The sequence below is a fragment of the Actinopolyspora alba genome, from assembly GCF_900112765.1.
Lineage (GTDB): Bacteria > Actinomycetota > Actinomycetes > Mycobacteriales > Pseudonocardiaceae > Actinopolyspora > Actinopolyspora alba.
Genome location: NZ_FOMZ01000014.1, coordinates 1 through 25,557, shown reverse-complemented (window position 1 = coordinate 25,557; position 25,557 = coordinate 1). Strand labels below are relative to the sequence as shown.

The following is a 25,557-nucleotide window of genomic DNA, read 5'->3' as shown; positions in this document are numbered from 1 at the left end:
CTCCTGGCTGGTGGAACAGGGTGCCGAATCCGCCGGGACTGGGAAGGCCGCCACGTCGGTGTGAGAACCGATCGCATTCGGTGCCGCCGCCCGGGTCGTCACCCGCGACACAGGCTGCTTCCGACGCGGCACAGATCCACAGCGCGCCTGGAGGTCAGCAGTACATGCACACTTCGGAGATTACCCGTCACGAGTGGCGAGCGGAAAGATTGTTCACCTGTTGGGATGGATGTATCCGAACCGGAGCGTCTTGCAGGTCCTCGGGTGCTATCACTGATGCTTTTCCGTCGTGTTGTCGACAGGGGCTTTTTCTGTTTCGACACGTCGAAAGCCACGTCGCCAACGTGATCACCCGGTCGGAAAACCTCAATCAGGGAAGGTACGGGCGCAGTGCCTCGGTGAGTCCTTCGCGGCGCGGCACCCCCGAGAGCCTGAACAGTTCCCGTCCGTCGGTGTCCAGCGCGAGCGTGGTGGGTGTGGTGTGCACGCCCAACGGTGCCGACCACTCCGGACGGTTGGTCAGATCGATCTCCACGTGACGCAGTCCCGTGGTTCGTTCGGCCATCGTCGACAGCAGGATGCGGGCGTGTCTGCACGGGGCGCAGAACGTGGTGGACAGTTGCAGCAGAGTGATCTCGGACGTGGCGTCTCGTGCGGCGGAGCCGGTCACCGAACCGGTTGCGCGCCCGGTTCCGGTCACCCCGCCGCTGCCGGCCACCTCGCCGCCGGTACCGGTCACCTCGCGGCGCAGTACCTCGGCGATCTCCGTGGGAAGCTGATCGAACACTCCCCGGGAAACTCCGCTGCCACGGCGGTTATTCCGCACGGTGATCCGCCCCTCCCGCGCGCGAAGCGCCGAGCCGAGCACCAGCGTCGCGATCAGCGAGAGCAGCAGCGCCCACCACTCCGGCGGCATCAGCCACCGCTCCCGTTCCCGTTGATGACCACGTTGTCGGCACTGCCCGCGACCACCAGGGTGCCGCGTTCCACGTCGACGGCCGTGGGGCGCACGTCGAACGGCAGTCCTCCCGGGTCGAGCGTGGTGTCGAACTGCCGCAGGACCATCTTCTCGAAGGTGCCCGCCAGGTCCACCCGGCCGACGGCGCTGTTCTCCAGATCCAGTTCGTTCGGCACGATCCGCAGCTTGCCGTTCTCCAGCCGCAGCGTGCCGGTGACGGTGACCCGGTTGGTCGTCCCCGCGATGTCGACCTTCCCGCGCAGCCGCACCCCCGTCGAGGAATCGCCGCCCGCGCCGCCGGACGCGGCCGCCGAGGCCGCGGAGGTCTCCACCGGAGTGATGCGCAGGTCCTCGACCGGCACCGCCTTGCCCAGATCGGATTCGCCGATTCGGAGCTCGCCGGTCACCTCGTCGACCGCTATCCGGTTGTTCGCACCGGTCAACATGCCGAGGGTGGAGATCCGCGCGTGATGCAGCTCCGCCCGGACGTCGACGTCGCGCAGCGGACCGACGTCCACACCCGGTACGCGTAACCGCACATCGCGGAAGTCCCCCCGCACCGCCTGGGTCAGGAACGGAAAGCCGGTTATCCGGACTCCCGGGTCGCGCCCGAGCTCGAGTTTCTTCCCCAGTTTCTTGGACACCTGGTACTCGGCGAGGGCCGCGCCGCCGAAGTCGGCCGCCAGGAACAGACCGAGCAGCACGACCAGCGTGATCGTGAGCTTCTTGAACGGGAAGGCACGTCGCACCGGGGGGTTTCCGTTTCTGTCTGGTGTATCCGTCGCGGGGACACGGTGTTTTCACTCTAGTAGGAGTTCGTCGCCCCACCTCTCGTGGCGGAATCCCTCGGGGTGGGCCGCGTCAGGTGCGCGGCCGTTCCGTGCTCGCCGCGCGAATTCCCGTCACCGGACGGTTCGAGACCGGCCGCTCTTCGGACTGGCCGCTTTTCGTGCCGGCCGCCCTTCGCGCTGGCAGCACTGCCGCGGTCGTGTGACTTGTGTTGCGTTACCCGTGCTTGTCCGGCGTGTTATGGGTATTCTCACCGTCATCGGAGGCAACGGAGCCTCGCAGCCCGGTTACGGCGCATTTTCCGTATCGCCCACTCCCGGTGTTCGCGCCGGTTCACGGAGGCATTGTATGAGCTCCGATCTGCTGCTGTTGAGTAACGAGTCCGACTGCGAGTCCGTGCTGCCCGCGTTGTCCCTGCTGCCGCACCGGGTGCGGGTGATCGCTCCGGACAGCTCCGCGATGGTCACTGCCAGCGGACACGAACTCGTCGTCGTCGACGCCCGCGACAACCTCGCCAACGCCAGGAACCTGTGCCGGATGCTGTCCTCGGGGGGCGCCGGGGTGCCGGTGTTCGCCGTGGTCAACGAGGGCGGCCTCGTGGTGGTCAACGCCGAGTGGGGCGTGGACGACGTGCTGCTTCCCACGGCGGGCCCGGCCGAGGTCGACGCGCGGATCAGGCTGCGGACCGCGCAGCGTGGGGCCGAATCCGTCGCCGGTGGGCCGGTGACCGTGGGCGACCTGGTCATCGAGGACGAGACCTACACGGCCAGGCTCAAGGGCAAGGCCCTCGAACTGACCTACAAGGAGTTCGAGCTGCTCAAGCACCTCGCCACCCACGCGGGCAGGGTATTCACGCGGGTGCAGCTGCTGCAGGAGGTCTGGGGCTACGACTTCTTCGGCGGGACCCGGACGGTGGACGTGCACATCCGACGACTGCGCGCCAAGCTGGGCCCCGAGCACGAGGCCATGATCGGGACGGTCCGCAGCGTGGGCTACAAGTTCGTGCGGCCCTCGCGGACGAACCGGGACGCGACCGGTTCACGACGTGCCGACTCGGCCGCGCAGCAGGGAGCGGATCTTCCGCCGCTCGCGGAACAGGAGTCCGACGCCGAAGCAGCCGATTCCGGCCACCACGGCCTGCCACGGCAGGCTGAACGCGAGTACAGCGCACCCCAGTAGGCCCACGACGGGCAGCGCCCCGGGGAACCAGCGTTGTTCCCCGGGCAGGGTCCACGCCGCCGCGTTGGCGATCGCGTAGTAGGCCAGTACACCGAACGAGGAGAAGCCGATCACCGCGCGCAGGTCACCCGCCGCGATCAGCACCACCACCACGGCGGCTACTCCGGCCTCGGCGTGGTGCGGGGTGCCGAACCGGGGGTGAACGCGGTCCAGCGGGCCCGGCAGGTCTCGCTCGCGGGCCATCGCCATCGCGGTTCTACCCACTCCCGCGAGCAGGGCGAGCAGCGCGCCCAGCGCGGCCGTGCCCGCGGCCAGTCGTGCCACGGGGGCCAGCCACGGAAGCGGTCCTTCCCCCACCGCCTCGGCGAGCGGTGCGGTGGATTCGGCCAGCCCGGACGGCCCCAACGAGCCGAGCAGCGTCACTCCGACCACCAGGTACAGCAGCACCACGATGCCCAGGGCGATCGGAATGGCCCGCGGGATGGTCCGTTCCGGATCGCGGACCTCCTCGCCGAGGGTGGCTATCCGCGCGTACCCGGCGAAGGCGAAGAACAGCAGTCCCGCTGCGCCGGTCGTCCCCCACAGGCCACCCCAGCGCGACCCGCTCTCCGGCGAGACGGCCCCGGTGCCGGGCAGTAGCGGTGGATCCGAGTCCGGAAGCCATGTCGCGACGAGCGCCACCGCCAACCCGGCCAGCGTGATCACCAACAGCACCCGGGCCAGCCGCGCCGTGCGGGTGATCCCGATGTAGTTGGTCCCGGCGAGCAGCAGCACGAACACCACCGCCACGGCGTCGCGGTGCGACGGTGAGAGGTAGTTCGCCGCCGTCAGCGCCATCGCGGCGCACGAAGCCGTCTTACCGGTGACGAATCCCCAACCGGCCAGGTAGCCCCAGAGCGGGCCGAGCCGTTCGCGGCCGTAGACGTAGGTACCTCCCGCGGTGGGGTAGCGGGCCGCCAGCGCCGCCGAGCTCGACGCGTTGCAGAACGCCACGAACGCCGCCAGCAGCAGCGCCGGGACGAGGTTCCAGCCCGCCAGCGAGGCCGCGGGGGCGAACGCCGCGAAGAGCCCGGCGCCGATCATCGAACCCAGTCCGATCGTTACCGCGTCGGCGGTACCGAGGCGGGCGTTCAAACGCATGACCACTTTCCTTCATGGATTGCGGGGGCTTGTGCGGGTGGTTGCTTAGCCGGCACGTGAGTCGGCGCCTTGCTGTGTTGGGCCGGCTCTTGAGTAGCGACCTACGCGGCGAGCGGCCCTGCCTTGCAATGCATCCGACTCACGCACCGGGGACACCCCGCTGCGTCGCTCATGGTCGCTTCCCGACGGCGGTCCCGAGCGCGGCGATTTCGCGAGAAATCGACGCCCGTACCGCCACACCGGTGCGGCGATTTCGCGAGAAATCGACGCTGTTCCGCAGCCGTCGACTCACTCCCCTCCGGGATCGTGTCGCGGTTGTGACGGTTGTTCGGTTGGTTTTCTAGCCGGAGGTGAGTCACGCGGGCAACCAACGCTGGTTGAACATCGGTAATCTCGGTCGTGTGGTGCATCTGACGTGGCGAAACGGACTTGACGAGACCGAGACCGCCGAGGTCTTCGACCTGCTGGCCGCGGCCGAGCGAGCCGACGGGGTGGCGCCCGTCGGTGAGCACGTGATCCTGCGGTTGCGCTCCCACCGGGGGGTCAGTGAACAGATCGAGCCGGTGCAGGCCGATGTCGCGGGCTCGGAGCACTTCGTGATCCGCGCCGACGGCGGCGAACTGGCGGGTTACGCCCATGTGGACACCGAGGGCGAATCCCGGGGAGAACCCTTGGTGGCCGAACTCGCGGTACATCCCCGCTTTCGGGAGAACGGGATCGGCACCCAGCTGGTGGCGGCGTTGCTGGAACGTGCCGAGATACCCGTCGAACCCGATGACGAAGGGGATTCGTACCGGTTGCGCATCTGGTCGCACGGCCTGCTCGCGGCCGCGGTCCGGCTGGCTGACCGGTTCGGTTTCACCCGGGTTCGCGAACTGTGGCGGATGGGGCGCGAGTTGAGCGGTGCCGAACTCGACGAGCCGGTCCTGCCGGAGGGAGTGGCGATACGTGGTTTCCGGGTCGGCGAGGACGAACCGGAGCTGGTCCGGGTCAATCACCTCGCGTTCTCCTGGCACCCCGAGCAGGGCGGGATGACCGAGGCGGAGCTGCGGGAGAAGGAAGGACTGGACTGGTTCGATCCGGCAGGGTTCCTGCTGGCCGTGGACGATGCCGACCGGTTGCTCGGATTCCACTGGACCAAGATTCACCCGGACGGGAGCGGCGAGGTCTACGTGGTCGGAGTCGATCCGAATACGCAGGGTAGTGGGCTCGGGAGAGCTCTGACGTTGGCCGGGTTGCGCTACCTGCGCGAGGTCGGATGTCCGAGGGTGCTGCTCTACGTGGAGGCGGACAACGGCCCCGCCGTCAGCGTTTACCGCCGTCTCGGCTTCGAGCGCTGGGATGTCGACGCACAGCTCGGCCGATGAGCAACGCTGAACACTGAGGGTGTTCAAGATTGTGGTGCGGGTGAGCGGTTTTCGGCTAAGCTCACCCGCTTAGCTGTGTGCTTGCTTACTTAGCGTGCCGTGTTCATTTTCTGTTCACCTGGATGGCGGTCGATGGCTACCGAGTCGGCTTAGGGTCGCTCTCGGAACGGCACACGCCGTCAACTCCGTTGTCTTGGAGGAGCGACGTGCACTTCGGGCGGCACAGGTTCGCGCTCGGGTTTCTCGCGGTCGGCGTTCTCGCGCTGACCTCCTGCGGAACCGATCGCAACGTCACCACGGCCGATCTGAACACCGAGTTGCGGCAACTCGAGGTGGACTGCGGAGACGCTTCCGTGGTCGCCGAGGGGTCCTCCGCGCAGAAGAACGCGATGGATGTCTTCGCCAGGGACTTCGGTGTCAAGTGCGAGGGCAGGCAGCTCAACTACACGGCCTCCGGCTCGGGCAAGGGCATATCCGCCTTCACCGCCGGGCAGGTCGACTTCGCCGGGTCGGACGAGGCGCTCAACAGTGCCGAGGCCGCGAAGGCCAGGAAGCGCTGTGGGGGCAATCCCGCCTGGAACATCCCGATGGTGTTCGGGCCGCTCGCGATCACCTACAACCTTCCGGGGGTCGACGACCTCAACCTCAGCCCGGAGACGATCACCAAGATCTACCAGGGCGAGATCACCAGGTGGAACGACCCGGCCATCCAGCGGCTCAACCAGGGGGCCGACCTGCCGGGAACCGAGATCGTGCCGTTCTACCGCTCCGACGAGTCCGGCACCTCGGCCAACTTCCAGGAATATCTCTCCATCGCCACCGACGGGATGTGGAACGGCTCGGGCAAGACGTTCCGCCCCGGATCCGGTGTCGGTCAGGGCAGGGCGGGCACCGACGGAGTCACCTCCTCGGTCGAGCAGACCGAGGGTGGGATCACCTACGCGGCCTGGGCCTTCCCGAAGAACGCCGGACTCGGCATCGCCGCCATCGACAGCGGTAACGGTCCGGTCGAACTCACCAGCCGATCCGCGGGCAAGGCCATCGACGGTGCCGAGATAGCCGGTACCGGGAACGACCTCCGGCTGAACCTGGAGTCGATCTACGGCAACGACTCGCCGGGGGTCTACCCGCTGGTGCTGGCCACCTACGAGGTCGTGTGCTCGGCGGGCTACGACAAGCAGACCGCGAAGTCCGTGACCGCCGCGCTGCGGATCGCGGCCCACGCGGGCCAGGAGAACCTGGAGCAGGCTGGTTACGTGCCGCTGCCTCCGAAGTTCCGCGAGAAGGTCCTCGACGCGGTCGAGGCGATCCGAACCTGAGCCCGGCAGTGCCGAGCCAGGTCGCCATCAACCCGACGTCCTCCCGGGCTAGTGCGTGCTCGCGCCGTGCGGCAGCCACGGCACACGAGCACGACCGGGAAATCCGGAAACTGAGAGGTCGCGAACAACGGTGACCGAGTCGACGAATTCCGAGTGGCGGTCCGCACCGCCGGGCGAAGCAGTCACACCGCCGGGCGAGGCCGGCAGCACCCTCGTGGGAGGTCCTGAAGAGCCGGTGTCGCCGGAGCCACCCACACCGCCGGAGCAACCGGGCGGCAAGAAGAAGGTGGTACGCCTCGGGGACCGGCTGTTCCAGGGCGTGGCGACCGGATCCGGGATCTTCGTCGTCAGCATCATCGCGGCCATCGGGCTGTTCCTGCTCGTCAGGGCCATCCCCGCGTTGCACGCCAACGAGGCCAACTTCCTGCTCTCCGGGCAGTGGCGGACCGGCGATCCGGAGAACATGGCCTTCGGCATCGTCGATCTCGCCTGGATCACCGTCGCGAGCTCGCTGGTGGCGCTCATCATCGCGATGCCCGTGGCGGGCGGGATCGCGCTGTTCCTCACCCAGTACGCCCCGAAGGTGCTGGCCCGCCCGTTCGCCTACGTGGTGGATCTGCTCGCCGCCGTCCCCTCCGTGATCTACGGTCTCTGGGGAGCACTGGTGCTGGCGCCGGTGCTCAAACCCGTCGCGCTCTGGATCAACGGGACGCTGGGCTGGATACCGATCTTCGCCGACGGCAACGTGCCCGCCAACAGCGGTTCGAACGTCTTCACGGCGGGCATCGTGCTGGCGGTGATGATCCTTCCGATCATCACCGGAGTCGCGCGCGAGGTGTTCGAGCGAACCCCCTCGGCGCAGATCGAGGGAGCCCTGGCGCTGGGGGCGACCAAGTGGGAAGTGGTGCGCACCACCGTCTGGCCGTTCGGCCGCAGCGGGTTCGTCGGCGGAGCCATGCTCGGCCTCGGCAGGGCGCTCGGTGAGACCGTCGCGCTGACGGTCATCCTCAGCTACACCTTCGAGGGGCCGCACTACAGCATCTTCGACGCGGGAGCCACCTTCGCTTCGCGGATCGCGCTCGGCTCGGCCGAGTTCAACAACCACCTCACCGTCGGTGCCTACATCGCGGCCGGGCTGGTGCTGTTCATCAGCACCTTCGCCGTCAACGCGCTCGCCCGCTGGATCGAGAGCGGCAGCGGTAAGGGGAAGAAATGAGAACGGACACCGCTGACCTCGAGCGGCCCGCCAGCGCCCCCGCCTTCCAACAGCTCGGGCTGGGGCGCAAGATCAAGAATCACACCGCCACCGTGCTGTTCGGACTGGCGTTTTTGGTCGCGGTGGTTCCGCTGCTGTGGGTGCTGTTCACCCTGGTGCAGCGCGGCCTGGCCCCGATGCTCAACGCGGATTGGTGGAACCACTCGTTCTACGGGCTGCTGCCGAACGACTCCGGTGGCGGTATCTATCACGCGCTGGTGGGGACCCTGGAGCAGACATTCGTCTGCGCCCTGATCGCGGTTCCGCTCGGCGTGACGGTCGGAATCTTCCTCATCGAGTACGGCAGGAACTCCAAGCTGGCCCGGACCACCACCTTCATGGTGGACATCCTCAGCGGGCTTCCCTCGATCGTGGCAGGGCTGTTCATCTACGCGCTGTGGATCACCACCTTCGGTTTCGACCGCAGCGGATTCGCGGTCTCGCTCTCGCTGGTGCTGCTGATGCTGCCGGTGGTGGTGCGGGTGACCGAGACGATGCTGACGATCGTTCCCGACGAGCTGCGGGAGGCTTCCTACGCCCTGGGCGTCCCCAAGTGGAAGACGATCGTGAAGGTGGTGCTGCCGACCTCGTTCTCCGGCATCATCACCGGCATAATCCTCGGGCTCGCCAGGGTGATGGGCGAGACCGCGCCCCTGCTCATCCTGGTCGGTTATTCCAGGGCGATCAACTACAACCTGTTCGACGGTCCGATGGCCTCGCTATCCCTGACGGTCTACACGGCACGCAAGACGTCCACGGAGGCGGGCGAGTACCGGATGTGGGGAGCGGCGCTCACCCTCGTGCTGCTGATCATGCTGATCAATCTGCTGGCAACACTGTTGTCCAAACTGTTCGCGGTAAAGACCAGGTAGGGCGGTAGCCGAATCATGGCCAAACGTCTCGACATCAACGATCTCAACCTCTACTACAACAAGTTCCACGCGGTGCAGGACGTCACGCTGCAGGTGCACGCCCGCAGCGTCACCGCCTTCATCGGCCCTTCCGGTTGCGGCAAGTCCACCGTGCTGCGAGCGCTGAACCGCATGCACGAGGTGATCCCCGGCTCCAGAGTCGAGGGCAGTGTGCTGCTCGACGGTGAGAACGTCTACGCACCAGGGGTCGACCCCGTCCAGGTCCGCCGCACCATCGGGATGGTGTTCCAGCGGGCCAACCCGTTCCCCACGATGTCGATCAGGGACAACGTGGTGGCCGGGCTGAAGCTGGCCGGGGTCAAGGACAAGAAGCGCCTGGAGGAGGTCACCGAACGTTCGCTGCGCGGGGCCAATCTCTGGGAAGAGGTCAAGGACCGGCTCAACAAGCCCGGCGGTGGGCTCTCCGGTGGCCAGCAGCAGCGGTTGTGCATCGCCCGTGCCATCGCGGTGCAGCCCGACGTGCTGTTGATGGACGAGCCCTGCTCGGCACTCGATCCCATATCGACGCTGGCGATCGAGGACCTCATCGCCGAGCTGAAGAAGGACTACACGATCGTCATCGTCACGCACAACATGCAGCAGGCCGCGCGGGTGAGTGACCAGACGGCGTTCTTCAACCTGCCCGAGGTGGGGCAGCCCGGCCAGTTGGTCGAGATCGGCGAGACCGGGAAGATCTTCTCGAATCCGAGTCAGAAGGCCACCGAAGGATACATCTCCGGCCGCTTCGGTTGAGGGGACCGTGTCGGGTCGGCCTGCCTGGCTGTGCTGGTGGCGGAACCTCCGGTGCGGCGCGAGCTGCGTGCGCGGTGGGAGTTCGTCCCGCAGGCGACCTTGTCGGCAGCGCGGCGATTTCGCGGGAAATCGACGGACGCGGTGCCGCGTCGCCCTACCGGCGCGGCGATTTCGCGAGAAATCGACGCCGGCCGATCGAGGGGATCGCCCGGCCGGAGGCCGCGGGGCTTTCGGGGTCCGGTTCACTCGCGGTGCTCGTCCGCGATGCTCGATATCAGCATCGTCGAGTCCTTGGGAGACAACGCCAGCGCGCACACCCGCTCCAACGCTGCCAGGTAAGGAGCGGTTTCGGCCGGTTTCTCCCAGAACCGCGAGTTCGTGGAATCACCCACGTGCACCACCTGCGGGTCGCCCGTCTCCCGGAACGAGAATGCGGTGACGCGGTCGCCGAGCAGTGGGTGCGCTCCGCTGCCGAACGGCAGCACCCGCAGCGTCACGTTGCGTCGGTAGCTCATCAGCACCAGGTGTTCCAGCTGGGCGCGCATCACCCGAGGACCCCCCACGCCGCGCCGCAGCGCGGACTCGTCCAGCACCGAGTACAGCTCCAGCGAATGCTCACCCAGCAGACGCTGCTGGCGGGTCGCCGTGATGGCCAGCCGTTCGGAGACCTCGTCCTCGGTTATCGCCTCGCGCTCCGTCGCCAGCAGTGCCGAGCAGTATTCCTCGGTCTGCAGTAATTCGGGGATGGGATCCGCTCCGAACGTGCTCACCGCTCCGGCGGCGGTCTCCAGCCCGAGGTAAGTGTCGAAACCGTTGCGACGCGCGGTGCTGGCGTACGCCTGCCACCAACCGCGTTTCTTGGAGCCCTCGGCGAGTTCGAGCAGTGTGGTGACCTGCTCACTGCTCGATCCGTAGAGCTCGGCCATGAGCCGGACATCCGCCGTGCGGACCGGGACACGGCCGAGCTCGATCTGGCTTATCTTTCCCTGTGAGCAATCCAGATGAGCCGCGACTTCGCGGTGTGTGCGCTGCGCTGCTTCACGCAGCTTGCGTAGTTCGCTGCCCAGACGTCGGCGATGCACGGTAGGACTCTTACTCACGTCGGTAGGCTCGCACACCGCGGCGGCGAACAGCCGTCGTCAACGCCGACTAATAATAGCGTTCATTCGATCGAATGAGTGCCGTGCGGAATCGACGACACTGAGGCGTCAACAGTGTTCCGTACGCTCGCCCGTTCCGGTGAGGAAAAGACACCTACCCGGAAATTCGGTCACGAATTGTCGCTGCTCGGCATGGTTCCCGTCACCACGTAGATGATCCGTCGCGCCACCGAGACCGCGTGGTCCGCGAAACGCTCGTAGAACCTGCCCAGCAGGGTGATGTCCACCGCCGCCGACACGCCGTGCGACCACTCGGAGCCCATCACCACGCTGAACAGGTGGCGGTGCAGGTCGTCCATCTCGTCGTCGTCGCCTTCGAGATCCCGCGCCTGCTGCACGTCCTGGGTGCGCAGGATCTGGTTCAGTCGGTTCGCGAGCTTGACCGCGACCTGACCCATCTGTGAGAAGTAGGTTTTCACGTCCTCCGGGAGCACGGGCTGCGGGTGCCTGCGCCGTGCCGCCTTGGCCACGTGCAGCGCGAGATCCCCCATCCGCTCCAGGCTCTCGGCGGCGTGGATCGTCGAGATCACGGTACGCAGATCCCCCGCGACCGGTGCCTGCAGCGCCAGCAGGCCGAAGGCGTGCTCCTCGCAGCGTGCCCGTGCCTCGTCGACCTTCAAGTCGTCGTCGATGACCTGTTCGGCCAACGACAGGTCAGCTCCGAGCAGCGCGGTGGTTGCCTGCTCCATCGCGTTGCCGACCATGGTCGACATCGCGGCGAGCTCGTCGGCGAGCTTGTCGAGCTGTTCCTGGTAGACCTCACGCATGGTTCCCACCCTACTTCGTGGGGGTATTGCGCAGGGTTCCCGCCGGTTAACCTGCGGTGAACACGATTTGAGCTCTCACTCGAAAAGACCAGTCGGGGCGCGGTGGGGCATCACAGCGGGTGAGAACCTTCGAACCCCGTCCCGGATTTTCCGTGCCGAATCCGACATCGGTGTCGGTTTCGACGCTCGGCCCCACCCGAACGCCCCGCGGAAGGGACGCGGGGAACCAGTGTGCGAGCCACGCGCCCGCCGCGTTCCGGCGCCCGCCGCGGCCCCGTTGCCGACCGCTCGGTGCGACCGAGCGCGTCGGCCACGGGACGGCGACCGTCCCGGTCAGCCGCTGACACCGCCGCACTTGTCCTCACCAGCGTTGACGGTCGAGAGGTTCTCCGGAACATCCACATCACCGCTGTCCGGCTTGCGAACCCGGTTGTCGTAGTCGGTCCCCAGCTCCAGTCGCAGCGTTTCACCGACCGAGGAATCGGCCACGATCTCGGCCGAGGGCACGGCGGAGGCAAGTAGCTGCGCCCGTTGCTTGTTGCCCTCCGAATACCGGATGACCGTCTGGTCGAGCGGCGACTCCAGGTTGCCGACGTCGCCGACCGCGAAATCGAACTCACGCAGCTCACCGGCCGTGTTGCTCGCCAGGCCGCTGCGTTCGGTGCTGTTGAACACCGAAACGCTCACCTCGGAGGGCTCGGGTTTCGCCGAGCTGTTCCCCTGTTCCTGCTGGGCGAAGGCCATGGGGGAGGTGTCCGACGCGGCGCCCTCCGAAGCCTGCTCGCTCTGCTGTCCGGACGAGGAGTCGAGCGGCACGTCCTCGATGATGGCGCGGAACAACGAGTGGGCCTTGGACTCCACCAGCACCTCGTTGCCGCGTGAGTTCTGGATTCCGGTGGTGGGGATGGTCACGAAGGTGACCTTCTCCGGATCGAGCCCGTCCAGCGATTTGCCGAGCGAGATCAGCTTGTCGCTGTTGACGTTGTCACCGAAGGTGTTGGCGATGACGGCGTTGGCCAGATTCCCGAGTTTGCTGGGGTTGAGCAGCACGTTCGCCGAGGTCATCTTGCGCAGCAACGCGCCGAGGAACAGTTGCTGCCGCTCCATCCGTCCGTAGTCCGAGGTGACGTCGTTGGTGAGCTTGCGCGCCCTGACGTAGCGCAGCGCCTGCTGCGGGCCGAGCTTGTGCGTGCCCGCCGTTTTGAGGATGGGCCCCAGCTCGCGGTCGATCATCGGCTTGTTGGTGCAGACCCGCACACCACCCACCGCCTCGACCATGGACTTGAATCCCTGGAAGTTGATCCCGAGGAAACTGTTGATCTCGAGCCCGGAGAGCTGCTGCACCTGTTTGGTGACGCAGGCGGGACCACCTTCCCCGAAGGCGGTGTTGAACTTGACGTTCTGCCGGGCCGCCACCGTCTCCTGGCTGTACTTCCCGGTGGCTGAGTCCCACTTCCTGCAGGTATCGGCCTGAATGTCGATCTCCAGGTCGCGCGGGATCGACACGATCACCACCCGACTCCGGTCGGCTGGAATGTGCGCGATCATCGTCGTGTCCGAGCGGGCGCCCGGTACGCCCTCGGCCGTGCCGATGTCGTCCGACGACTTGGCGCCCTGGCGGGTGTCCGAACCGATCAGCAGGAAGTTCTGGTCCCCCTCCTGCAGGTGCGCGTCCTGGATGGCATCGGAGTTCTCGTTCAGCGCGCGGATGTGGTTGAAGCTCGCGTCCAACCAGGTCTTGCTGCCCCAGCCGATCCCCGTGGTGACGAACACCAGAGCCGCGACGGCGACGGCCGCGCCGCGCCCCAGCGTCCGCAGTCGCCTACGCCGCTTTCCCCTGCGCCATTCCACACGCGAGGAGTTCGCGTCGCGGTCCTCGGCGAAGTCGAACGGCATGTCCTGGCCGGGTTCGGGCTCCTTGCGGCTTCCCCACAGCCAGGCGTACTTCTTGCGCCGCTTCTCCTCCTCGGCCGCGAGCTCGTCGTGTACCGCCGAGAACCTCGCCAGCGTCGCGTCGATGGCGGCACTGGCCTCGTTGTCGTCGTCCTGCTCGTCCGCTGACCCGTCGTCGTCCGGGGCGGCCTCGTGGGAGGTGGTGGAGTGGGCAGCGCCGGACGAGTCGTTCTCGGGGGCGATGGCTGTGGTGTCGGGGTCGGCTGTGGTGTCGGGGTCGGCTGTGGTGTCGGGGTCGTGCTCCGCACCGGAGGCTCGACCGCCGGTAGCGGGATCCGGGTTCCGCTCCGGCTGCGCGCCCTCGTGGTGTGTCGTGGTTTCCGGTACGGGACGCCCGGCCCGGGGCGGGCCGTTCAACATCTCTTCGGCGGCCGACGGAGCATTCGGGTCCGGTGCGGCGGTTCCCTCCCGACGCGCGGGCTGCCGTGGTGGCTCCTCGGACGGGAAACCTCCTGCTCGCGGCGGTATCTCGCCGCGTACCGCGGGTTGTTGAGCGGTGGGTTCCTCGGAGGGAACCTGCTGGTGCCCGCTTTCCCGGGACGGAGGTGGTGGAGCCGGAGTACGGCGGTGCTGGTTCAGCGCCGCGCTGATCGGCTGGTTCGGGCGGGTGCGGTCGCTCGTGTCGGTCCCGGCGTCGCCCTCGGGCCGTGGTGGTGTTCCCGGCGCCGGGGTTTCCGTGGTCCGGTCCGCCGAGGGGGGAACCATGGGTGAGGTGTGTGAGGAGCTCCGCTCCGCGGGCTGCTGCGTGTTGCCACCACTCCTGGCGGCGTTCGGCCTGCGCGACGCACCGAGGAACGGCGTCATCCGCGTCGTGTCGTCACTCTCGGCGGGCGGAGCGTTGGTGGCTCCGATTCCACCGGTGGGTTGTGGCGGGGAACCCGCCCCATCGGGGATCTGCCACTGTGTCTGTTCGGAATGCCCCTGTTCGGTTCTCTCGGGCTGTTCCTGTTCCGGTTCCTGCCGCCTGCGGCGAGCGCGGCGGCCACGAGACCGCCGTCCTTCGGCCTGGGGCGGGTTGTCGTGTTGCGGCGGAGTTTCCGGCACGGCCTCGGTGGTCCGCGCGGGCTGCTCGGGCGAGTCCTCCCGCGGCCCGCTCCAGGTGGATTGAACTCCGGATTGCTTCTCGGGGGATTGTTCCTCGGGCGGGACGAATTCCGATTCGTCCACTTCGACCTTTCGGTGCGAACCGGTGTTCTGGGTCTGCCCCTTGCCGTGCCTGGACAGCAAATCTCCGACGCGCGTACCGCCCGTGCCGTCGTCCCCGAGAGCCCTTCTGCGCCTGCGCGAACTGGCCCGGCTGCCCGTTTCGGAGCCGTTTCCGGTTTCGTCTTCGGGATACGCCCACTCCGAGTGGGAACTCTGGTGCCCCGAACTGCCTCGACGGGGATTATCCGGCACCTGCGTTCCCTCCCACCTTGCTGCCATTGGCCTTCATTCGAACGGTTGGCGATCCCCACCCCCGAAGCTGTATCGCCAGACTCGGCCAAGATGCTACGGCTGATCGCTCGAACTGACGATAGCGGCGCCGGATTCTTCACAATCAGTGCACGACACAACCGTGTTGTGTAGGATAAATCACAGCTGTCGTTCGTCCGGGTGGGGTAACGTTCTGGTTCTTGACGCCCACGTGTCCGAGGTGGTCGCGTTCAGTAGCCCTGTGATGACGATTCGGATCTCCTGGTGATTCCTGTCAAGTGGACTTCACCGCGCTCCCGGTAGGCGACGGCGTTTCGCCCCGATTGTTTGGCCGCGTAGAGCAACACATCCGCGCCGAGAATTTTCTCTTCCGTTCCGGAGGTGGCGGCTTCCTCGGCCGTCGCGTCGTACGTCAATCCGATGCTCACCGTTATGCGCAGTCCACGCGCCACTCGCTTCCACGGAAAGTCCGCTATCCGCGACCGAGCGCGTTCGCACAGCGAAATCGCGCCCGCTTCGTCGATACCGGGCAGCACCAGTACGAATTCCTCGCCGCCGTATCGCGCACAGAATCCCCCATTGGGGAGTTCTTCCTGTAGTAATTCGGCGACACGCTGCAACACGCGATCTCCGAGTACGTGTCCGAAGGTGTCGTTCACCTGCTTGAACCAGTCCAGGTCCACCAGGGCTATACCGAGCCCCTCGGGGGTTTCCTGCGGCAGGCTCGCGAGTCGTTCGTCCAGATAGCGACGGTTGTAACCGCCCGTCAGCGTGTCGCGCAGACTCTGCTCCTTGACGCGTGCGTGTTCGCGCCGCAGCCAGTTCACCTCGTGCCGCAGTTGCTCCGGCACCGGAGGGGGTAGCTCGCTGTTCCGTAGATCCAGTGCGGCCCGCAGGTGGTGGTAGGCCTGCTGCCAGCGTCCCCGTGAGGCGAGCAGCTCCGCTATGGCCTCGTGCAGCTCGGCCAGCCCGGCGGCGGTGGCCGGGTCGGTCGCGTAATGCCTGCCGGTGCTGTGCTCGGTGCACGGGAGGTCGTGCAGCCGGGCCCTGGCGGCTTCCTCCCGCCAGGTCTCCGACCTGGCAATGCCATCGCGAAGTCCGGACATCGCACTCACCTCCCGTAGTGGTGTCGTCCGGTGAGCCATCGGGCTTGAGTCAGTTCCGCTCAACCGGAACCGAATTCGCTCAACCGGCGTACCGCGTCACCGGCGTGTCCGGGCAACGCGTCCGCTCGATCCTCCGGCCTCAGCCCCGTCGCTCCCGCCACGGGGTTGATCCCGTCTCGATCCCCACCTCGGGCCACTACCGATCCTACGTCGCCGCGCCCCATTCAACCCGGTTTCACGTAATCACGCATAGTGGTATTACAGCAACTCAGCGTTGTTTATTCCCGGGGCGCTGGTAGTGCTGTGTCGGCTCGTGTCGGGCCCGCCCGGGAGTGGGTGGGGCGCATCGATTTCCCTCGGACAGGGCCTTGACCGGGGAGAGGCCTTCTAACCGGGGCAGGGAGCGAAGCCGTACCAACGGCCGTCGAGCGCTACCAGGTGCTGCGAACCGAGTTGTCTACCCACCACGACACCCTCGCGGCGCACCGTGATCTCCACGCCCACGACCCAGACCCGCCCGGCGGGATGCCGCCCGGCCACCGTGAACTCCTCGTCGGGACGCAACGTCCCGAGCGCGGGCTCCGCCGTGACGGTCATCCCGTCCAGCGAGCAGCGCTGATCCCGATACTCGGGGTGCTGGGTACGGCGCAGGAAGGTCCGTTGTGCGTCCGGTCCACGCCGTGCCGCCGTGTTGTTGGTGCGGAAGTAGGCCGTGACCGAGCGAACGGCTCCCGAGTCCGGCGAGGGTGGAGCGAGCGTGGGGCTGTCCGAGAGCAGGCAGCACAACAGCAGCACCAGCAGCGGTGGAGCCATGAGCGCCCGCGAGCGACGCGGGGAGGGAATCATCCTCCACTGTGGTCCAGGTCGGCACCCACCGGCACGGAGTTGTCCTCCGGATCGTCCAACCAGCCCTCCGGCAGTGCCACCTTGCCCGGTGATCCCTGCCTGCCTCGCGGACCCTCCGCCTCGGCGGGGAAGGGGACGTTCGGATCGAGCTCGTCCAGCATGTCCGCCAGCTCGCCGAGCGTGGACACGACACCCAGCCTGCGGCGCAGTTCCGAACCGACCGGAAAGCCCATGAAGTACCACGACATGTGCTTGCGCAGGTCGCGCATGGCCTTTTCCTCACCCATGAGTTCGGCCAGCAGGCAGGCGTGGCGATACACGATGCCGCGGATCTCGCCGAGACCCGGCGGCTCCGGGATCGGTTCACCCCGCAGCTCGGCGTGCAGCTCCCGGAACAACCACGGCCGGCCCAGGCAGCCGCGCCCGACCACGACACCGTCGCAACCCGTGCTGTCCATCATCCGCCGGGCGTCCGAGGCCGTGAAGATGTCACCGTTGCCCAGCACCGGAATGCTCCGCACGGTTTCCTTCAGGCGGGCGATCCGTTCCCAGTCGGCCGTTCCCGAGTAACGCTGCGCGGCGGTGCGGCCGTGCAGCGCGACAGCGGACGCCCCCGCTTCTTCGGCGATGCGACCCGCGTCGAGGTAGGTGGTGTGCTCGTCGTCGATTCCCACCCGGAACTTGGCCGTGACCGGAACTCCCGCCGGTTCGGCCGCCCGCACCGCGGACGAGATGATCTCCTCGAACAGCTTGCGCTTGTAGGGCAGCGCGGCCCCACCGCCCTTGCGGGTCACCTTGGCAACGGGACATCCCCAATTCGTGTCTATGTGGTCGGCCCAACCCTCGCCGACGACGATCTTGACCGCCTCGGCCATGGTCGCCGGATCCACACCGTAGAGCTGCATCGAACGCGGGTGCTCACCCTCGTCGAAACTCATCATCCGCAGCGTCTTGGCGTTGCGTTCCACGACCGCGCGGGCGGTGATCATCTCGCAGACGTAGAGCGAGTCGCGACTGCCGTACTCCCGGCACAGCTTCCGGAAGGCCAGGTTCGTGATGCCCGCCATGGGAGCGAGCACCACGGGTGGATCGACCGCGTACGGTCCGATCCGGAGTGGTTCGGTGGCTGGGGCGAGCGACATACCTCCATTGTCGGTGCTCGTTCCCGCCGATCGGTACCGGGCGGACACCGACCGTTCAGAACGGCACGTTCAGACAGGCGAGCCGGTCCCCGGCCTCACCCGCCACGCCGGGCGCCGTGCGGGTGCGGTGCTCGTGGATCACCACCGACGAGGCGTCACCCCGGTGCGGGTTCCATTTCCCGAAGGCGCCGCTCACCGCGTTACCGGCCGCGTCGGTGCGGAAGTCCAGCCAGATCTCGTTGCTCGGATTGGCGTAGGTCGGATCGCCGGACACGCCCTCCGGTGCGGGTATCCGTTGAAAGTGCGGCCCCGCGTCGGCCCCCTCGTCCCCGCACGGGTGGGTGTGCACGTGAGCGCCGTAGGTGCGGTTCGGGCGCAGCCCCTCGAGAACAGCGGCCACGGACGTGCCTTTCCCGGGCGAGCTCTCGGCGAAGACCCCCATCCGCGCGCCCGGCGGTACCAGCTCGGGCGCGTAGGTGACGGCCGCCGCGGATTCCTGGTAACCGGTGAAAACGCCCCGCGCCACCGTTCGGTTGTGCCCCTCGCCCGAGGAGTCCGCCTGCGCGGTGGCGGGAACCGCGATGATCAGGGCGGTCACGGCCAGCACGACACTTGATACGGATCGCATGCGTCCGGTTCTACGTGATGCGCGGCCCTTACCGGTGGATGATCGCCGGAAAGGGTGAAACGGCGTGTCCGGTGGTGAGTGTGACGAGGATCGTCGTCCTCGCGGGAGCGTGACGGTGTGTAGGCGCGCTACGTTGATCGGATGACTGATTCGGGGCGCGACCGGACCTGGCTGGTCGCGATCGCCACCGCGATGTGGGGGACGGACGCGCTGTGGCGGATGCCGCTGGCGACCAGCTTACCGAGCACCACGGTGGTGCTGTGCGAACATCTGATCGTCACGGTGCTGCTGGCACCGCTGTTGCCCAGGGCGTGGCGGGCGTTCGCCCGGTGCGGCGGCAAGCAGCGGGCGGCGGCACTCGTGATCGGCGCGGGTACCTCCGCGCTGGCCACGCTGATGTTCACCGCCGCCTTCGGATACGGCGATCCGGTGACTCCCGTGGTGCTGCAGAAACTGCAACCGGTGTTCGCCGCGGTGGCCTCGTTCCTGCTGTTGCGCGAGGGCTTCCGCCGTGGCTATCTCGTCTTCGCCGTTCCCGCGCTGGCAGGCGCCTGGCTGCTGGCGTTTCCGGATCCGACGCAGGTGAGTGTCGCCCGGCTGATGCCCGCGTTGCTGGCGCTGGGAGCGGCGGCGCTGTGGGCAGCGGGGACGGTGCTGGGGCGGCTGTTGAGCAGGGAGCTGGCTCCGATGGAGGTGACCACGCTGCGATACTCGGTGGGGCTGCCCACCGTGGCGCTGGTGCTGCTGCTGCGCGACGGTTCGATCACCGAGGGGCTGTCGAACATCGGTGGGGCGCTGGCCGTGGGCTGGGCGAACCTCGGAGGGCTGCTGCTGCTGGCGCTGATTCCCGGTCTGCTGGCACTGAGCCTGTACTACTTGGGGCTGCGTACCACGCCCGCGGCGCGGGCCACCTTGGCGGAGCTGTCGTTTCCGGCGACCGCCGCCATCGTCGGTGTCGGTGTGCTGGGTGAGACCCTCACCGGCACCCAGTGGATCGGTTTCGTGCTCTTGGTCGTGATGATCACCGCGCTGGGCTGGAACGAACGCGCCGGTAGCCGGAAGGTGGTCCAACCGGAAGCCGCACTCGTGCGTGGTTGAACCGACACGCCGGGCGGGTGGTCGGCCCGCCCGGCGATGTACTAGATCAACGGCTGCCTGTAAGGTGTCTCTCGCGGGCCGTTAGCTCAATGGGCAGAGCAGTGGACTTTTAATCCACGGGTTCAGGGTTCGAGTCCCTGGCGGCCCACCAAAAGGCCAGGTCAGAGCGCTGCGAATCCCCGGCCGTCGAAGTCGCATCCCCCTTTTATCCCCCCGAAACATCCGGGGCTTCTATATCCAAGGCTGACTCCAGAGCCTCAGCGGCGTCACGATCGAGGGACTGGCGCCCCATGTACACATCCTGAGTCAGCGACGGCCGCGAGTGTCCCAGCTGATCGGCGATCCGGCGAGCGCTCAACCCCGCCTCATCCAGCACCGTGGCCGCCGTCTTCCGGAACACGTGCGAAGTCACCCAGGCGAAACCGTCGCTTCCGCGGGTTTCCCGAAGGACCCGACGCGTGTTCGACGGATCCCGCAGCCCGCCGAAGGTATCCGGGAAGACCGGTCCATCCGACTCGACGGCTTCGGAGAAACGATCACGCAACATGTCCAACGCCCAGGAGGGGAGCGGAAGCGTGCGTTCCCCGTACTTGCTCTTGGTGGACTTGCGGATCAACCCCTTGCCGGTGACCCGTACGACGTTGTGATCCACGGACACCCTGCCGTTCGTGAGGTCCACGTCCGACCAGTACAGCGCCAGCGCCTCACCGATGCGGACCCCAGTCGCCAGCATGAAACGCGACAGGTCGGGCAAATCCCACCGCACCGCTTTATCGTCGGACTCCAGTTGCTCCAACCACTGGACACGCTCTTGCAGAGTCAAGGAACGAGGCCGTTTTTTCGGCTGCCCATCCAGTCGAGAAGTCTCCCGCGTCGGGTTCTGCTCCGAGATGCCCAACCGCGCCGCATAACCAACCACGCCGGAGACGATGGACCGCGCCGTTTTCGCTACAGAAGCGCTCTTGTGGGTCCGGAGGGTCTGAAGAAAGGACTCGACCGCAGGGACCGTCACTTCCCGCCCTACCTGTAGTTCACCCAGTGCAGGGAGCACATGACGTTGAAGGTTGCTGCGGTACTGATCCAGCGTGGTAGGCGATAACCTCCCCGCATTGACCGCCTTCTCCACAGTCGCCATCCACTGTTCAGCCACTTCGCGGAACTTCGTTTCCGGGGTGAGCGACGCGCTGCCCTGTACCTTGTTTCGCTGACTCAGTGATTTCTTCAGGTTTCTTTCAGCGGCTGCCTTGGTCCGACCGGAACGTTCCACACGTCTGGTGGACCCGTCGAAGTCCCGATACTTCGTTCTGGCCCGCCAGGTAGAGCCCCATTTGTAGACCCGGATAGATCCGTACGAACCGATCGGCAACGGTGGTCGTGGCATTAGCTGACCTCCGTGGCTTGGGCGTCGAACCAGGCTTCGACGTCGTCGGGTTTGAACCGCAGGTGTTTACCGAGCCGTCGTCCGGGAGGCCCGCCGCCACGGCTGCGCCATTGGTAGATGGTGTTGGTGGGCACGCCGAGGTAGTCGGCCACGTCGGCCGGGGTCCAGAGGTTGCGCATGGCTAGCTCCGTTTCTCCTGTTCGTAACGCTGCTGGCGGTCGTGGCGGATCTGGTGGGCGAGGGCTTCGGCGAGTTCGGTTTCCTCGGGCGAGTCGTGACCCACGTGGGTCATGGCCCAGTGGTTGACCACGGTGATCTCGTCCTCGCCCACACCGAGCTCGTCGAGCACCTGGTCGTGCCGGTACTGACGCCGGTCAGCCCGAATCCGGGTGAAAGTCGTGGAGTAGTGCTTGGACTTGCTCAGGAAGTGCCCGCGGAAGGCGAGCATGTGCGCCCAGCGGCGCAGGTTGAGATGCTCCAACGGCCCCGGGGTCTGCCCACAGCCGCCGCAGGTGGCGCAGGTGGCCCGCTGTTGGCAGGGGCAGCCGTCGGGGGTGTGCTCGCCGTGCGGATGGCAGTCCTGACAGGCAGCCGGGGCCCCGAGGTTCCAGGCGGTTTGGATGATCCGCCGGTGATGCGGATTGATCTCCAATAGATCCAGGTGGCCTTGGGACCGGATGGGTTTGTCCACGGCTTCGCTGGTGGAGGTGCCTTTGGTGGCGTATTTGGCCACGTAGGAGGCGAGCCGGTCGTCGGTGATCTCGCCGTGCTCGTTTTCCACTTGGGAGGCGTTGGCCGCCTTAATGGGGCGCACGTCGATCTGCTCACCCCACCCGAGGACGTGGGGGTTGCCGTCCCGGTCGCACCCGGTGACTGAGACCGCTCGGGACGCCGTGCGCACCGCCTCAGACAGCAGATCCGTGCTGGCCCAGGCCGGGGGTGGATCAGCCGGTCCCTGGGGGCCGTCGAGGCGGATCACGGCGTGGAAGTGGATGATGCCGCGCCGTTGGTATTCGGCGACTTTGGCGTAGGAGACCCGCACGTGTTCGCCGATTTCGCGCACCCGTAGCCCGACCAGTCCGGCGAGGTGACGCAGCAGGTAGGTGCGGAACCGGCTCCACAGCACTCCGGCGTGGGCGTGCCAGAGCACGTGTCCGGTGTAGTCGTAGGACTCGGGGTCGAGGGGCTGGCCGCGTGCCGGATCGTGCTCGTGATGAAACGAGCCGCACCCACACGGCATGGTTTTACCGCTCTTGGGGCTCACGCGTCGGTTGTGCACGGGGCCGAACGAGGGTGCGGTGAGGGTGACGAACAGCCGGGGTGTCTCGGCCACCCGTTCGGGAACGTCTTTGGAGCCGCCGGACAGGCCCGCGCGCAGCAGGTGGAACGCGTCGGCGGCATACCGGTCGGAGCAGGCCGGGCACACGGCCTCACGCCGGTTACCGCAAGGGCTCATGACCGCGCCCGTGCGGGAGGCCAACTCCGCCCCACTGTGAGCATCCTGGATGGCCCACCGGCCGGACAGGTGCACCGGGCGGGTACAGCCGGCCACCGAGCGGACCTTGGCCTTCCACGTGTCGAAGTCGGTGGCCTGTATCCGACGGGTGAGCCGATCCACCTGGGGATCAACCGCAAGAACCATACTTTCCCTTTCCCTCCTGAGAGCGCGAAAAAGGGCGGAAACCCCAGGGCAGCAAGGCCACAACGAGGTTTCCGCCGAGCGGTCGAGGTTCACTGTGTCCTAGATGGACTGATCAGGTGGGGTGGCGTCATCAGGCAGCCGGACCCTGGACTCGTACGGGTGCCACGCCGCTCGCAGCAGTGTGGACGAAATCCGAAACAGCACGTGGTGACCGGTGCGATTCGCGTAGGTGTGGTAGAACTCTCCCAACGAGCCCACCGCATCCCGGCTCAGTGAGAGGGTCACCTCGATCGCTGTCTGGCGATGAGCCGAGAAGGTCTTGGCGATCTCCACCAATTGCTGTGCGTAGTACGGCCCGTCTTCGGGCGGGGTGTAGCCCAACTCTTGTTCGGCGTGCCAGGCCGACATCATCGCCACCCACCTCGCGGTGCGAGCCGACACACGCAGTTCAATCACGTCACTGTCGTTGTCACTCATACTTTTCCTTTCTGTCCCCCAACCTGACGGTCATGTGGGTCCGTGTGTGCTCACACCAAGGCGTGACCATTGGTGCCGGGTACCGCGAGTTCGGCTGCGAGGGTGTTCGCCAAGGTGTCGGGAAGCCGCACGATGTCTTGCACGTCGGCCGTGGTCAGGGAGCGGCCTTCGGTGCGGTAGGCGTGCTCGCGGGCCTTAGTGAGCTTGTCCACCACGTGCTCCGGCAGCCGCACCGACGAGGGCCGCACCCGCCCCAACACCGCCGACTCCCCAGCGGCCGGTTCGGACTCGCCGGAAACCTCCGTGGAGTTCGTGGGCTTCGTGGTGTCCGCCCCGGAATCGAGCGAGGCAGCCACGGACTCAACCGGCACCGATACGGCCTCGGCCGGTGCGGCAGGGGCCGGCATCGGGGTGTCCGAGGGATGTTCGGCCGGGGTGTGGTCGGCGAGTCCGGCCAGTTCGGGTACCGGGATGCTGGTGATTTGGGTGCGGAAGGCGGTGGTGGTGCCGGAGCGGTCGGCCAGCCACCGCAGCAGCAGCAAACCGGGGCGCAGCCGGAATGCGGTGCGTCCGTGGCGGGCTTCGTAGTCGGCCCGCAGTTCGGCCAGGACCACGTCGAACACGGCCACCGCCGCCACGGGCAGCCCGGCCGCGACCAGGCGGGTGTCCAGGCTGGGTTGGTGGATCCAGTTGATCCACGCACTGACCGTGGTGAAGGCCCACATCAACACCCGCCCCCGCAGGGCGGAACGTCCGTTGATCGAGGCGCGGTAGGTCATCAGGGTGCAGGCGAAGGCGGCCCCGTCGAAGGTCGCCGGCAGCAGCCAGGCCGTCCAGAAGCCGAAGCCGGCCATCGTGGTGTGCCCGTACTGGTGCAGCCCCACGAACGAGGCCGCCCAGCCCATCACCGCCGCCAGAGCGACGATCACCAGCGAGACCGGGGCCAACCAGCGATGCGCCCGACTCAACCGCACCCCACTATCGGGAGTGGTCATCAGCAACCCCCTGCTATTCGCTGTCGCCGGGTGAGAACAGGGCCAGCACCCCGCGCACGAGCAGCACCAGCACCAGCCCGATGCCGATCGACCAAGCGGGACCGGCCAGGGCCCACAGCAGCGCCAGCACGGCGAGCACGAGCAGGGTGGCCGCGAGCAGGCCGAGGAGGCTGCGGCCGGTGAGGTGGAACAGGATCATGACGTGACCGCCTTTCGGTCGGTGGATTCACTCCGCCCCCGGCGGGAGCGGCTGGGTTTGGTGGCATACATCCGTTGGTCGGCCAGGGCGAGCAGGTCGGATAGCGATCCGTCTTCGGTGGTGGCCGCCCCGACTGAGAGGGACAGGTGGATGGTGTGTCCGCCGATGGCGCGTGGTCCGCGGATGGTTCGGCGGATCTCGCGTGCTCGTGTTTCGGCGATCTCGCCCGCATCGGGTCGGGTGAGCAGCACGGCCAGTTCGTCGCCGTGCAGCCGTACGGGGAGTTCGCCGGGCCCGGTGGCCGCGTGGAGTTCGGTCGCGATCCGGTGGAGCACCTGGTCGCCGGTGCGGTGCCCGTGGGTGTCGTTGACCTGTTTGAACCGGTCCACGTCGAGCAACAACACCCCGAGCGGAGCCTTCGAGCGGCGCAGTCGGCGGGCGCGGTGGAAGGTGCGGTGCATCCGGGCGCGGTTGGCCAGCCCGGTCAACGGGTCGGTATGCAACCGACGCCACAACCGGTGCGCCCACAACCCGGTGGTTGTGGTGGACAGGGTGGTTGCGCCCAGGGCGAGTTCTGCCAACATGAGGAGACCTCCATTGGTGAGGTAGGCCCCGCTCCTGCTCCGCCACGAGTTTCAGGAGCGGGGTATTTACTGCCCGCCGTCAGGCGGCGTCGAAGTCGTCGTCTTCGTCCTCGCCGTCGTCGTCGATGTATTCGATGTCGTCGGTTTCGCTGGACTCGCCGCCGGTGTCGGGGGAGTCCGCGGACTCGGTGCCGTCGTCCCTGTTGGGGAAGTCGAGGACGGTGGCGTCGTGGCTGGTGGCGAACCGGACCAGTTCGGTGATGTCGTCGTCACCGGTGTAGGCCGCCCGCACCCGCAGGGGTTCGCGGGAGCCCTCGGTTTTGACGTAGGCCACGCCGGGCATGTAGTCGGGGATCTGGTCGGCGAACGCGCCCCGCTCGCGCACCCCTTCGCCCAAGGCCATGTCCACGTAGGAGGCCTCTTCCAGCCGCAGCGCGATTTTGGTGGGAAACAGCCCCCGCATGGGAACGACCTCTTTGATGGGCTCCTGCG

24 protein-coding genes, 1 tRNA gene and 2 pseudogenes are annotated in these 25,557 nt (G+C 67.2%); 8 read left to right on the top strand and 19 right to left on the bottom strand.

From position 1 onward, the window contains the following. Positions 1–98: 98 nt before the first annotated feature. From BM150_RS25310 to BM150_RS19160, 3 genes are all read right to left on the bottom strand, one after another. Positions 99–170, bottom strand: coding sequence for a putative leader peptide (locus tag BM150_RS25310; protein ID WP_408626654.1), 72 nt, complete (start codon positions 168–170; stop codon positions 99–101). Between the two features lie 200 nt (positions 171–370). After that, the gene (locus BM150_RS19165) at positions 371–916 is read right to left on the bottom strand and encodes a TlpA family protein disulfide reductase (RefSeq protein ID WP_092928710.1); all 546 of its coding nucleotides are present in this window, start codon (positions 914–916) and stop codon (positions 371–373) included. Then, positions 916–1,707, bottom strand: coding sequence for an LmeA family phospholipid-binding protein (locus tag BM150_RS19160; RefSeq protein ID WP_092928709.1), 792 nt, complete (start codon positions 1,705–1,707; stop codon positions 916–918). Before BM150_RS19160 ends, BM150_RS19165 begins: the two co-directional genes overlap by 1 nt. 388 nt (positions 1,708–2,095) lie before the next feature. Between BM150_RS19160 and BM150_RS19155 the strand changes: the two genes are divergently transcribed. After that, complete coding sequence (locus tag BM150_RS19155; RefSeq protein WP_245755610.1) at positions 2,096–2,926, top strand: winged helix-turn-helix transcriptional regulator; 831 nt, start codon at positions 2,096–2,098, stop codon at positions 2,924–2,926. On the opposite strand, the pseudogene BM150_RS19150 reads toward BM150_RS19155, so the two are convergent. Next, a pseudogene (locus BM150_RS19150) lies at positions 2,825–4,066 on the bottom strand (APC family permease); the annotation flags it as partial. The gene BM150_RS19155 and the pseudogene BM150_RS19150 sit on opposite strands and share 102 nt — an antisense overlap. 401 nt (positions 4,067–4,467) lie before the next feature. On the opposite strand from BM150_RS19150, the gene mshD reads away from it, so the two are divergent. The 5 genes from mshD to pstB all read left to right on the top strand — a co-directional run bounded on the left by mshD (position 4,468) and on the right by pstB (position 9,671). Beyond that, the gene (mshD, locus tag BM150_RS19145) at positions 4,468–5,433 is read left to right on the top strand and encodes a mycothiol synthase (RefSeq protein WP_092928837.1); all 966 of its coding nucleotides are present in this window, start codon (positions 4,468–4,470) and stop codon (positions 5,431–5,433) included. Positions 5,434–5,639: 206 nt separating this feature from the next. After that, positions 5,640–6,752 carry a phosphate ABC transporter substrate-binding protein PstS gene (pstS, locus tag BM150_RS19140; RefSeq protein ID WP_092928707.1) on the top strand — a complete coding sequence of 371 codons (1,113 nt, stop codon included), beginning with the start codon at positions 5,640–5,642 and terminating at the stop codon, positions 6,750–6,752. 130 nt (positions 6,753–6,882) lie between these two features. Beyond that, positions 6,883–7,968, top strand: coding sequence for a phosphate ABC transporter permease subunit PstC (pstC, locus tag BM150_RS19135; RefSeq protein ID WP_092928706.1), 1,086 nt, complete (start codon positions 6,883–6,885; stop codon positions 7,966–7,968). Beyond that, a complete protein-coding gene (pstA, locus tag BM150_RS19130; protein WP_092928705.1) occupies positions 7,965–8,879 on the top strand; it encodes a phosphate ABC transporter permease PstA in 915 nt (304 codons plus the stop codon). The genes pstC and pstA overlap by 4 nt, the downstream gene beginning before the upstream one ends. A gap of 15 nt (positions 8,880–8,894) precedes the next feature. After that, the gene (gene pstB, locus BM150_RS19125; protein ID WP_092928704.1) at positions 8,895–9,671 is read left to right on the top strand and encodes a phosphate ABC transporter ATP-binding protein PstB; all 777 of its coding nucleotides are present in this window, start codon (positions 8,895–8,897) and stop codon (positions 9,669–9,671) included. A gap of 242 nt (positions 9,672–9,913) precedes the next feature. On the opposite strand, the gene BM150_RS19120 is transcribed toward pstB, so the two are convergent. From BM150_RS19120 to BM150_RS19090, 7 genes are all read right to left on the bottom strand, one after another. Next, entirely contained in the window at positions 9,914–10,771 is an 858-nt protein-coding gene (locus BM150_RS19120; RefSeq protein WP_175496912.1) for a helix-turn-helix domain-containing protein, read from the bottom strand. A gap of 170 nt (positions 10,772–10,941) precedes the next feature. Then, complete coding sequence (gene phoU / locus BM150_RS19115; RefSeq protein WP_092928835.1) at positions 10,942–11,598, bottom strand: phosphate signaling complex protein PhoU; 657 nt, start codon at positions 11,596–11,598, stop codon at positions 10,942–10,944. A gap of 333 nt (positions 11,599–11,931) precedes the next feature. Next, positions 11,932–14,778, bottom strand: a complete 2,847-nt coding sequence (locus BM150_RS19110; RefSeq protein ID WP_245755608.1) for an LCP family protein — start codon at positions 14,776–14,778, stop codon at positions 11,932–11,934. A 419-nt stretch (positions 14,779–15,197) separates the two neighbouring features. Then, a complete protein-coding gene (locus BM150_RS19105; RefSeq protein WP_092928701.1) occupies positions 15,198–16,073 on the bottom strand; it encodes a GGDEF domain-containing protein in 876 nt (291 codons plus the stop codon). Positions 16,074–16,460: 387 nt separating this feature from the next. After that, positions 16,461–16,886, bottom strand: a complete 426-nt coding sequence (locus BM150_RS19100; protein ID WP_245755607.1) for a hypothetical protein — start codon at positions 16,884–16,886, stop codon at positions 16,461–16,463. Between the two features lie 29 nt (positions 16,887–16,915). Further along, positions 16,916–18,061, bottom strand: a complete 1,146-nt coding sequence (gene dusB / locus BM150_RS19095) for a tRNA dihydrouridine synthase DusB (protein ID WP_092928699.1) — start codon at positions 18,059–18,061, stop codon at positions 16,916–16,918. Positions 18,062–18,116: 55 nt separating this feature from the next. Continuing rightward, entirely contained in the window at positions 18,117–18,689 is a 573-nt protein-coding gene (locus tag BM150_RS19090) for a superoxide dismutase family protein (RefSeq protein WP_092928698.1), read from the bottom strand. Positions 18,690–18,830: 141 nt separating this feature from the next. Here BM150_RS19090 and BM150_RS19085 point away from each other — a divergent pair, with 141 nt between their 5' ends. Next, positions 18,831–19,787, top strand: a complete 957-nt coding sequence (locus BM150_RS19085; protein WP_092928697.1) for a DMT family transporter — start codon at positions 18,831–18,833, stop codon at positions 19,785–19,787. A 75-nt stretch (positions 19,788–19,862) separates the two neighbouring features. Continuing rightward, a tRNA-Lys gene (locus tag BM150_RS19080) sits at positions 19,863–19,938 on the top strand. 54 nt (positions 19,939–19,992) lie between these two features. On the opposite strand, the gene BM150_RS19075 is transcribed toward BM150_RS19080, so the two are convergent. From BM150_RS19075 to BM150_RS19040, 8 genes and pseudogenes are all read right to left on the bottom strand, one after another. Continuing rightward, positions 19,993–21,054 carry a site-specific integrase gene (locus BM150_RS19075; RefSeq protein WP_217641757.1) on the bottom strand — a complete coding sequence of 354 codons (1,062 nt, stop codon included), beginning with the start codon at positions 21,052–21,054 and terminating at the stop codon, positions 19,993–19,995. A gap of 113 nt (positions 21,055–21,167) precedes the next feature. Then, positions 21,168–21,347, bottom strand: a complete 180-nt coding sequence (locus BM150_RS19070) for a helix-turn-helix domain-containing protein (protein WP_092630914.1) — start codon at positions 21,345–21,347, stop codon at positions 21,168–21,170. A 2-nt stretch (positions 21,348–21,349) separates the two neighbouring features. Beyond that, positions 21,350–22,810 carry a replication initiator gene (locus tag BM150_RS19065; RefSeq protein WP_092928695.1) on the bottom strand — a complete coding sequence of 487 codons (1,461 nt, stop codon included), beginning with the start codon at positions 22,808–22,810 and terminating at the stop codon, positions 21,350–21,352. Positions 22,811–22,909: 99 nt separating this feature from the next. Continuing rightward, positions 22,910–23,287 carry a hypothetical protein gene (locus tag BM150_RS19060; RefSeq protein ID WP_092928694.1) on the bottom strand — a complete coding sequence of 126 codons (378 nt, stop codon included), beginning with the start codon at positions 23,285–23,287 and terminating at the stop codon, positions 22,910–22,912. Positions 23,288–23,337: 50 nt separating this feature from the next. Beyond that, on the bottom strand, positions 23,338–24,282 hold the full coding sequence (locus BM150_RS19055) for a DUF2637 domain-containing protein (protein ID WP_092928693.1): 945 nt from the start codon (positions 24,280–24,282) through the stop codon (positions 23,338–23,340). Positions 24,283–24,295: 13 nt separating this feature from the next. After that, complete coding sequence (locus BM150_RS19050) at positions 24,296–24,481, bottom strand: hypothetical protein (protein ID WP_092928692.1); 186 nt, start codon at positions 24,479–24,481, stop codon at positions 24,296–24,298. Then, complete coding sequence (locus tag BM150_RS19045; protein ID WP_092928691.1) at positions 24,478–25,065, bottom strand: GGDEF domain-containing protein; 588 nt, start codon at positions 25,063–25,065, stop codon at positions 24,478–24,480. The genes BM150_RS19050 and BM150_RS19045 overlap by 4 nt, the downstream gene beginning before the upstream one ends. A 79-nt stretch (positions 25,066–25,144) precedes the next feature. Beyond that, positions 25,145–25,557, bottom strand: a pseudogene (locus tag BM150_RS19040) (FtsK/SpoIIIE domain-containing protein); the annotation flags it as partial.

Coding starts and splice junctions, on each gene's coding strand:
- BM150_RS19055 (WP_092928693.1), bottom strand. CDS start 24,282: ATGACCACTCCCGATAGTGGGGTGCGGTTGAGTCGGGCGCATCGCTGG.
- BM150_RS19070 (WP_092630914.1), bottom strand. CDS start 21,347: ATGCGCAACCTCTGGACCCCGGCCGACGTGGCCGACTACCTCGGCGTG.
- BM150_RS19050 (WP_092928692.1), bottom strand. CDS start 24,481: ATGATCCTGTTCCACCTCACCGGCCGCAGCCTCCTCGGCCTGCTCGCG.
- pstB (WP_092928704.1), top strand. CDS start 8,895: ATGGCCAAACGTCTCGACATCAACGATCTCAACCTCTACTACAACAAG.
- BM150_RS19100 (WP_245755607.1), bottom strand. CDS start 16,886: ATGGCTCCACCGCTGCTGGTGCTGCTGTTGTGCTGCCTGCTCTCGGAC.
- pstA (WP_092928705.1), top strand. CDS start 7,965: ATGAGAACGGACACCGCTGACCTCGAGCGGCCCGCCAGCGCCCCCGCC.
- BM150_RS19155 (WP_245755610.1), top strand. CDS start 2,096: ATGAGCTCCGATCTGCTGCTGTTGAGTAACGAGTCCGACTGCGAGTCC.
- BM150_RS19105 (WP_092928701.1), bottom strand. CDS start 16,073: ATGTCCGGACTTCGCGATGGCATTGCCAGGTCGGAGACCTGGCGGGAG.
- BM150_RS19090 (WP_092928698.1), bottom strand. CDS start 18,689: ATGCGATCCGTATCAAGTGTCGTGCTGGCCGTGACCGCCCTGATCATC.
- BM150_RS19165 (WP_092928710.1), bottom strand. CDS start 916: ATGCCGCCGGAGTGGTGGGCGCTGCTGCTCTCGCTGATCGCGACGCTG.
- BM150_RS19060 (WP_092928694.1), bottom strand. CDS start 23,287: ATGAGTGACAACGACAGTGACGTGATTGAACTGCGTGTGTCGGCTCGC.
- phoU (WP_092928835.1), bottom strand. CDS start 11,598: ATGCGTGAGGTCTACCAGGAACAGCTCGACAAGCTCGCCGACGAGCTC.
- dusB (WP_092928699.1), bottom strand. CDS start 18,061: ATGTCGCTCGCCCCAGCCACCGAACCACTCCGGATCGGACCGTACGCG.
- BM150_RS19045 (WP_092928691.1), bottom strand. CDS start 25,065: ATGTTGGCAGAACTCGCCCTGGGCGCAACCACCCTGTCCACCACAACC.
- BM150_RS19085 (WP_092928697.1), top strand. CDS start 18,831: ATGACTGATTCGGGGCGCGACCGGACCTGGCTGGTCGCGATCGCCACC.
- BM150_RS19065 (WP_092928695.1), bottom strand. CDS start 22,810: ATGGTTCTTGCGGTTGATCCCCAGGTGGATCGGCTCACCCGTCGGATA.